The 8,373-nt window shown below is 75.4% G+C and carries 7 protein-coding genes; 5 read left to right on the forward strand and 2 right to left on the reverse strand.

Going from position 1 to position 8,373, the window contains the following annotated elements:
- Positions 1–252: 252 nt before the first annotated feature.
- The 4 genes from QK440_RS40165 to QK440_RS40180 all read left to right on the forward strand — a co-directional run bounded on the left by QK440_RS40165 (position 253) and on the right by QK440_RS40180 (position 6,268).
- The gene (locus QK440_RS40165) at positions 253–1,665 is read left to right on the forward strand and encodes a multidrug effflux MFS transporter (protein WP_349239355.1); all 1,413 of its coding nucleotides are present in this window, start codon (positions 253–255) and stop codon (positions 1,663–1,665) included.
- A 62-nt stretch (positions 1,666–1,727) separates the two neighbouring features.
- The gene (locus QK440_RS40170) at positions 1,728–2,792 is read left to right on the forward strand and encodes a serine hydrolase domain-containing protein (RefSeq protein WP_282798219.1); all 1,065 of its coding nucleotides are present in this window, start codon (positions 1,728–1,730) and stop codon (positions 2,790–2,792) included.
- Between the two features lie 161 nt (positions 2,793–2,953).
- A complete protein-coding gene (locus QK440_RS40175; RefSeq protein WP_282798215.1) occupies positions 2,954–3,961 on the forward strand; it encodes a small ribosomal subunit Rsm22 family protein in 1,008 nt (335 codons plus the stop codon).
- Positions 3,962–4,303: 342 nt separating this feature from the next.
- On the forward strand, positions 4,304–6,268 hold the full coding sequence (locus QK440_RS40180) for a glycoside hydrolase (RefSeq protein ID WP_282798216.1): 1,965 nt from the start codon (positions 4,304–4,306) through the stop codon (positions 6,266–6,268).
- Between the two features lie 70 nt (positions 6,269–6,338).
- Here QK440_RS40180 and ddaH read toward each other — a convergent pair whose 3' ends face one another.
- Positions 6,339–7,166, reverse strand: a complete 828-nt coding sequence (gene ddaH / locus QK440_RS40185) for a dimethylargininase (protein WP_349239356.1) — start codon at positions 7,164–7,166, stop codon at positions 6,339–6,341.
- A 164-nt stretch (positions 7,167–7,330) separates the two neighbouring features.
- Complete coding sequence (locus QK440_RS40190; protein WP_282798217.1) at positions 7,331–7,510, reverse strand: DUF6243 family protein; 180 nt, start codon at positions 7,508–7,510, stop codon at positions 7,331–7,333.
- A 162-nt stretch (positions 7,511–7,672) separates the two neighbouring features.
- Between QK440_RS40190 and QK440_RS40195 the strand changes: the two genes are divergently transcribed.
- Positions 7,673–8,305 (forward strand): TetR/AcrR family transcriptional regulator, encoded by a 633-nt coding sequence (locus tag QK440_RS40195; protein WP_282798218.1) that lies wholly within the window; start codon positions 7,673–7,675, stop codon positions 8,303–8,305.
- Positions 8,306–8,373 lie beyond the last annotated feature (68 nt).

The following is an 8,373-nucleotide window of genomic DNA, read 5'->3' on the forward strand; positions in this document are numbered from 1 at the left end:
CCGGCGGGGTGGGTTCCGCCCCCCCCCCCCCCCCCCCTGGGCGGCGCGCCCCGCCCCCCCGGGGGGGGGTGCTGTCCCCCCCCCCCGGTGGGCTCTCCCCCCCGAGGCGCGGAGCGCCGTGTGGGGGAGAGGGGCGGAGCCCCAGACGAAGTGGGCGGGGGGCCGGGGGCGGCAGCCCCCGGTTTCGGGAAGGGGCGGGCCTGGGGCGCCCCCGGCGAAGGCACCCCCCGGCGCCTGCGACGATAGAGGGACATGACAACTACCGGGAGGGGCGCGATGGCCGAGCGTGGGGTCGGGACACCGACAGAGGCGGACACCGGCACGGGGGGAGCCGACCCCACGGGCCCCGCGAACCGCGGGGCCCTGCACGTGGCGACGGGAGCCCTGGTCACCCTCGTCCTCGGCGGCCTCACCGCCATGCCCCCGCTCTCCATGGACATGTACCTCCCCGCCCTCCCGGAGGTCACCGACGCGCTGCACGCCCCCGCAGCCACCGTCCAGCTCACCCTCACCGCCTGCCTCACCGGCATGGCCCTCGGCCAGCTCGTGGTCGGCCCCATGAGCGACAAGTGGGGCCGCCGCCGCCCCCTCCTGACCGGCCTGCTCGTCTACATCCTCGCGACCGCGATCTGCGCCCTCGCCCCCACCGTCGAACTGCTCATCGCCTTCCGCCTGCTCCAGGGCCTCGCGGGCGCCGCCGCGATCGTGATCGCCCGGGCCGTGGTGCGCGACCTGTACGACGGCGTCGAGATGGCCCGGTTCTTCTCCACGCTGATGCTGATCTCCGGCGTCGCCCCGGTCGTCGCCCCGCTCATCGGCGGCCAGGTCCTGCGCGTGACGGACTGGCGGGGCATCTTCGTCGTCCTGACGGTCGTCGGCGTCGCCCTGACGCTGCTCGTGTGGCGGCGCCTGCCGGAGACCCTGGCGCCGCGGGACCGGCACGACGGCGGCACGGCGGAAGCGCTGCGCACCATGCGCGGGCTGCTCGCGGACCGCGTGTTCACCGGCTACATGGTCGCGGGCGGCTTCGCCTTCGCCGCGCTGTTCGCGTACATCTCCGCGTCGCCCTTCGTCATCCAGGAGATCTACGGGGCCTCGCCGCAGACCTTCAGCCTCCTCTTCGGGGTGAACTCCGTCGGTCTGATCGTCGTCGGCCAGATCAACGGCAAGCTGCTCGTCGGCCGGGTCAGCCTGGACAAGGCCCTCGCCTTCGGCCTCGCCGTGATCACGCTCGCCGCGACCGCGCTGCTGCTGATGACCTGCGGTGTCCTCGGCGACGACATCGGGCTCGCGCCGATCGCCGTCGCGCTGTTCGTGCTGATGTCGGCGATGGGCCTCGCCATGCCGAACACCAACGCGCTCGCCCTGATGCGCACCCGGCACGCGGCGGGCTCCGCCTCCGCGCTGCTCGGCACCTCCTCCTTCCTCATCGGCGCCGTCGCCTCACCGCTCGTCGGCATCGCGGGCGAGGGCACGGCCGTGCCGATGGCCGTCGTCCAGCTCGTGTGCGGAGTGGCGGCCCTCGCCTGCTTCGTGGGACTGTGCCGCCCGTGGCAGCGGAACGCCGGTACCGAGCAGCAGGAGCAGCAGGAGCAGCAGGAGCAGCAGGAGCAGCAGGAGCAGGGGCCGGGGCCGGGGACGGGGCCGGAAGAGGCATCCCGCTGACCCCGCCGCCCCGGGCACTGCACCCGGGCGCGGCCGACCGCGCCGGGCTCGACGCCGACGCGCTGGCCCGCCTCGTCGACGGCGTACGGGAGCTGCCGCGCGGCCCCCGCCCCTGGTGCGCGGGCGCCGTGGTCCTGGCCGGCCGGGGCCCCGTCGTGGCCGTGGCCGAGGCGACGGGCTGGGCGGTGCGGTACGCCGCGTACGACGAGCGGGCCGACGCGGGGGTGGAGCTGCCGCCCGGGCGGCGCGTGCCGATGACCGCGGACACGCCCTTCGACCTGGCCTCGCTGACGAAGCTGTTCACGACCGTCGTAGCGGTGCAGCAACTGGAGCGCGGCACCCTCGCGCTCGACCGGCCGGTCGCGGCGTACGTCCCGGAGTTCACGGCCGCCGCCGCGCACGGCACCACCGTGCGCCAGCTCCTCACCCACACCTCCGGCCTCCGCCCCGAGCTGCCGCTGTACGACCTGCCGGACGCGGCGGCGCGGCTGCGCGCGCTGCGCACCGAGGCGCCGTCCGGCCCGCCGGGCACCTACCGCTACTCCGACCTGAACCTGCTGCTGCTCCAGCACGTGCTCCAGCGCGTCACCCGAAGGCCCCTCGACGCGCTCGTCCGCGACGGCATCACCCGGCCGCTCGGCATGACCGCCACCGGCTTCGGGCCCCGGCCGGAGGCCGCCGCCACCGAGGACCAGCGCAGGCCCTGGGCGAAGGCCGACCGGGGCATGCTGCGCGGCGAGGTCCACGACGAGAACGCGTGGGCGCTCGGGGGCGTGGCGGGCCACGCCGGGCTCTTCTCCACGGCCCGGGACCTGGCCGTGTTCTGCCGGGCCCTGCTGTGCGGCGGCGCCTACGGCTCCGCCCGCGTCCTGGGCCCCGACCACGTCGACCTGATGCTCCGGCCGCCCGGCCTGGGCTTCGCCGTCGACCAGGAGTGGTTCATGGGCGAGCTCGCGGGACGCGGGGCGGCCGGACACACCGGCTTCACCGGCACGTCCCTCGTCCTGGACCGCGCCACGGACACGTTCCTGATCCTCCTGGCCACCACCGTCCACCCCCGCCGCCGCCCGCCGGACAACGGCCCCCGCGCCCGCGCGGCCACCGCGTTGGCGCGCGCGGTGTGCTGAGAACGGCGGAACGGAGGTTCCAGCCCGTCCGGCGTACGAGGACGAGGACGAGGCCGAGGGCCGAAAGGGCGGGGCCCAGGGGCGGCAGCCCCTGGTTCGGGAAGGGGAGGGCCTGGGGCGCCCCGCGAGGGACCCGGCCCCCGGCCGTCTAAAATCGCCAGGTGCACGACCACCCTTCCCCCGCAGACACCCTCCGCGCCGCCCTCACCGGCCTCCTGGAGGACCTGCCGCCCCGGGCCGCCGCCACCGCCGTGGACCGGCTCATCGCGAACTACCGGGGCGACACCCCGACCGGGGCCCCCATCCTGCGGGACCGCGCCGACGTCGCCGCGTACGCGGCCTACCGCATGCCCGCCACCTTCGAGGCCGTCCACGCCGCCCTGCGGGCGTTCGCCGCCGCGGCCCCGGCGGACTGGGCCCCGGCCGCGCACACCGACATCGGCGGCGGCACGGGCGCCGCCACCTGGGCGGTCGGCGCCACCTGGCCGGGCGAGCGGCCCGTCACCGTCCTCGACTGGGCCGAGCCGGCGCTCGCCCTCGGCCGCGAGCTCGCCGGGCACCACCCCGGCCTGACCGGGGCCCGGTGGCAGCGGGCCCGTATCGACGCCTCGCTCACCGTGGCCCCCACCGCCCTTGTCACCATCTCGTACGTGCTCGGCGAGCTCACCGAGGACGACCGGGCCCGCGTCGTGGACGTCGCCGCGCGCGCCGCCACCGACGCCGTCGTGGTCGTCGAGCCCGGCACCCCCGACGGCTACGCCCGCGTCATCGCGGCCCGCGACCGGCTCGTCGCCGCCGGGTTCCGCGTGGCCGCGCCCTGCCCGCACAGCGGCACCTGCCCGATCGTGCCGGGCGCCGACTGGTGCCACTTCTCCGCCCGGGTCAGCCGCTCCTCGCTGCACCGCCGGGTCAAGGGCGGCTCCCTGGCCTACGAGGACGAGAAGTTCTCCTACGTCGCCGCCGTCCGCGACCCCGGCCCCGCCGCCGAGGGCCTCGCGCCCGCCGCCCGCCGCGTCGTCCGCAAGCCCCAGATCCGCAAGGGCCAGGTCCTGCTGGACCTCTGCGACGGTGACGGGGTGCTGCGGAAGGCGACGGTGACGAAGCGGCACGGGGGGCTGTACCGGGAGGCGCGGGACGCCGACTGGGGCGATGCCTGGCCGGGGGCCTAGGGCGGTTCCACCCCTCTGCCCCGGTGTCCGGCGGCCCGACTATGGGGCTGCGCCCCTTTCCCCCCTTCTTTGGCGCTTCGCGCCTCGTCCTCAAACGCCGGACGGGCTGAGTCTGGCGCTTCCGTGCGTCGTCCTCGGGCGCCGGGTGGGGTGGGTCTGGCGCTTCCGTACGTCGTCCTCGGACGCCCGGCGGGCTGGGTCTGGCACTTCCGTGGGTCGTCCTCGGACGCCCGGCGGGCTGGGTCTGGCGCTTCCGCGCCTCGTCCTCGGGCGCCGGTCGGGCGGGTGGAAGTGCTACCTCCTCTTATCGGTTCCTTAGAAACGGTGACTATTCACGTCACCATGTCCACCACAAGCAAAGTCACCACCACAGCCCTGAGCCTTGCCCTGGTTCTCGTCGGCGGCGGGGGGCCCGTCCGGGCCGCCGGGGCGGAGGGGGCGCGCGGCGGCGCCGTCGCGGTTGCCGTCCATGGCGGGACCGCCCTCGTCGACACCGCCACGCTCGCCGTGCGGGCCCGTACCCGGGACGGGCACGACCGGCTGCTCTCGGCCGCCGCGGCCACGCCGCTCGGGAGGCCGGGGCCGGTGCGCCGGGGCGCCGGCGGGCTCATGCGCTGGAGCTACCCCGCGCGCGGGCTCGACGTCACGGCCCGCGCCGACCACGGGCGGCTCTCGCTGAGCTTCGGCGCGCGCCGCGACACCTCGCTGCGGTGGCCCGTGACCGGAGTCGGCGTGCCGCGGTCGGCGAGCCTGCAACTGCCGCGCGGGGAAGGGCTCGACATCCCGGTGGCCGACCCGTTCTGGGTCACCGGCGGCGGCCGCCTCGCGGGCACCGGCCTCGACGTGGGCGGCGACCTCACGCTGCCGCTGTGGGGCTACTCCGCCGGGCGGCACGGCGTCAGCTACCTGGTCCCGACCGACCTCGGCACCTCCCTCGCCCTCACCGCGGCGGGCGGGCGGCTGCGCGCCACCGCCCGGCACGACTTCCGCCGCGCCGACGGCACCGGCGCCTACACCGTCACCCTCGCCCTGTCCGACGGCAACCCGGTCGCGCCCGCCGCCGACTACCGGGCGTACCTCGCCGAGCGCGGCCGGCTCGGCAGCCTGCGCGCGAAGTTCCGCCGGACCCCGGCCGCCCGCAAGCTGCTCGGCGCGTTCCACGCGTACGTGTGGGGCAAGGCGCGCACCGCCGAGGGCGTCCGGCGGCTGCGCGCGCTCGGGGTCGACCGGATGTGGCTCGGGTACGACGCCGGGCCGCGCCCCATGGACGCGCGGGCCGTCGCCGCGGCGAAGGCCGCCGGGTACCTCGTCGGCCCGTACGACACGTTCGCCAACGGGCAGGACCCGCGGAGCGCCGACAGCCCCACCTCCGTGTGGCCGGACCGGGTGTACCCGGACTTCTGCGTCCGCGACGCCGACGGCCGCCCCCGTACCGGGTTCGGCGGCCGCGGCTGCTACCTGAGCTCCGCCGCGTTCGAGCGCGCCGAGCCCACGCGCCACTACCTGGCGGACCGCACCCGCGCGATGGTGCGCAACGGCGCCGACAGCTACTTCCTGGACGTGGACGCCACCGGCGAGCTGTTCCGCGACCACTCCCCGCGCCACCCCATGACCAAGGCCGAGGACCGCGCCCACCGCCTCGCCCGGATGCGCCGCCTCACCGGCTCCGGCCTCGTCCTCGGCTCCGAGACCGCGCAGGCGTGGGCCAATAAGGTCCTCGTTTTCGACCACGGCAGCGCGACACCGGCCGCCGACGGCCTGTGGGCACTGGAGAAGAACCGGGAGGAATGGGGCGGCTACTACCCGGAGGACGCCCCGAAGGCCTTCTTCAAGCCGGTCCGGCTCCCGGCCGCGCTCGCCACGGCCATGTACGACCCGCGCTACCGCGTCCCGTTGTACGGGACAGCCCTGCACGGCTCCACCGTCGGCGTCGAGCGCTGGGAGCTGTCGTACGCGAAGCTGCCCGCGGAGAAGACCCGCCGCGCGCTGCTCGCGATGCTCTACAACCGGCCCCTGAACTACGTCCTGAACGGTACGGAGAGTGCGCGGCAGGGGCGGGAACTCGCCGCGCTCCAGCGGTACTTCGCGCCACTGCACCGGGCCGCGGGCACCGAGCGCCTCACGTCCTTCCGGTGGCTGACCGCGGACCGGGCGCTCCAGCGCACGGTCTTCGGCGACGGCGTCCTGACCGTCACGGCCAACTTCGGCACCGAGGCCCGCGCCGGCCTGCCCGGCGGCTGCGTGGACGCCAGGCTGCGCGGCGACGACCGGCCGCGCCGCCTGTGCCCGGCGGACGTGGAGTCCTGAGGGCGCCGCCGCACCGGCCCGGCCAGGAGGGAAGCGGGCGGCCGGGGGCCGCCCGCGCGTACCGGCGGGGTCAGTGCTGCCGCAGCTCCTGCGTGCAGCACTTGACGCTGCCGCCGCCCTTGAGCAGCTCGCTCAGGTCCATGCCGATCGGCTCGTAGCCGCGCTCGCGCAGCGGCTGGAAGAGCCCGACGGCGGCCTGCGGGAGCAGGACGTGCAGGCCGTCGGAGACCGCGTTCAGGCCGAGCGCCACCGCGTCCGGATCCTCGGCGATCAGCGCGTCGGGGAACAGCCGCCGCAGCACGGCCTGGCTGCCGGGCGAGAACGCGCCCGGGTAGTACATGACGTCGTCCGTCGCGTCGTCCAGGACCGCGAGGGCGGTGTCCAGGTGGTAGTAGCGCGGGTCGACGAGGTCGAGGCCGATGACCGGGCGGCCGAAGACCTCCTGGGCCTCGCCGTGCGACAGCGGGCTGGCGCGGAAGCCGCGGCCCGCGAGCACGTACGACGACGTGACGGCGAAGTCCCCCTCGCCCTCGTTGATGTGGGTCGGCTCGTGGACGTGGCAAAAGCCGTGGGCGCGGAACCACTCCAGGTGCGCCGCGGCCTCCGGCTGCCGCTCGGGGTAGGCGAAGCTCGCGCCGAGGACCCGGCCGTCGACCACGGTGGCGCCGTTGGCCGCGAAGACCATGTCCGGCAGGTCGGGGCGGGGTTCGAGCTCCTCGACGGTATGGCCGAGCGAGCGGTAGCGGTCGCGCAGGTCTTCCCACTGGGCGACGGCCAGCGGGACGTCCACGGGCTTGGCGGGGTCCATCCACGGATTGATGGAGTACGTGACCTTGAAGTGCACGGGTGGGCACATCAGGTAGCGCCGGGGTGTGGCGCGCCGGGCGACGTGATCCAACGAAGGCTCCTCACGAACCGCAGGGGCTGTTGCTGCCCATGGTGCGGTCTGAGGAGCCTTCGCGCAGTGTTCTGTCGCCGTCGAACTGTGGTCTGGGCGGAAAATTGCTCACGAATCGAACGTTCCGGCGGACGATTGCCCGCCCCGGCGGGAACATCCGGGGGTTACGACCCCTCGCCCGCCGCCCGGTTCTCCTGGAGTTTGCGCAGCAGCTCGCGCTTCTGCGCCTGGGGGCTGAGCCCGCCGCCGGGGCGCCCCGCGCCGCTGCCGCCGCGCAGTGCCTTGCGCGACAGCTTGCTGCGCGTGCCGCCGACGCCGAGCATTCCGGATCCGCCTCGCGCCATGGTGGTACCTCCGTATCGCAGGGAAAGCGCCTCATCGACGAGACGGGTCGTCTCGTCATGTGTCGACAGTAGGCGAGACGTTCCGTCTTGTCCAGCTCTTTTTCCGAGGCGCGCGACTCATGGTGAGACGCGGCGTCTCGTGTCGCTGCTACATTCGACGGCATGGCTCAGAAGACCGCACCTGACTCCACGCGCCGCAGCGAGCGTTCGCGCCGCGCGATCTACGACGCCGCTCTCGAACTCGTCGGCGAGGTCGGCTACGGCAAGATGACCATCGAGGCCATCGCCGCCCGCGCCGGCGTCGGCAAGCAGACCATCTACCGCTGGTGGCCCTCCAAGGCCGCCGTGCTGCTCGACGCCTTCCTCGACCTCGCCGAGCAGGCCAACGCCCAGCTCAGCGAGAAGGCCGGACTCGACGAGCCCGCGCAGGACATCCCGGACACCGGCGACCTGGAGGCCGACCTCAAGTACGTGCTGCGCGCCACCGTCGACGAGATGACGGACCCCAGGTTCGACGCCCCGGCCCGCGCGCTCGCCGCCGAGGGGGTCGTCAACGAGCAACTCGGCGCCGACTTCGTCGAGAAGCTCCTCGAACCCCAGCTCCAGCACTACGTGCGGCGTCTGCGCGCCGGCCAGGAGCGCGGCGAGGTCGCCCCCGACGTCGACGTGCGCATCGCCCTCGAACTGTGGACGGGCCCGCTCGCCCAGCGCTGGATGCAGCGCACCGGCCCGCTCAGCCACGCCTACGCGGACCGGCTCGTCGAGTACGCCCTGTACGGGATCACGCCTCGCTGAGCGGGCGCCGCGCGGCGCGCTCACCCGGCGGCGCGGCCCCCGCCGCGGCGGCGGCCCGGCCCGGCGGG

This window comes from Streptomyces sp. CC224B (assembly GCF_030010595.1).
Classification (GTDB): Bacteria; Actinomycetota; Actinomycetes; order Streptomycetales; family Streptomycetaceae; genus Streptomyces; species Streptomyces longispororuber.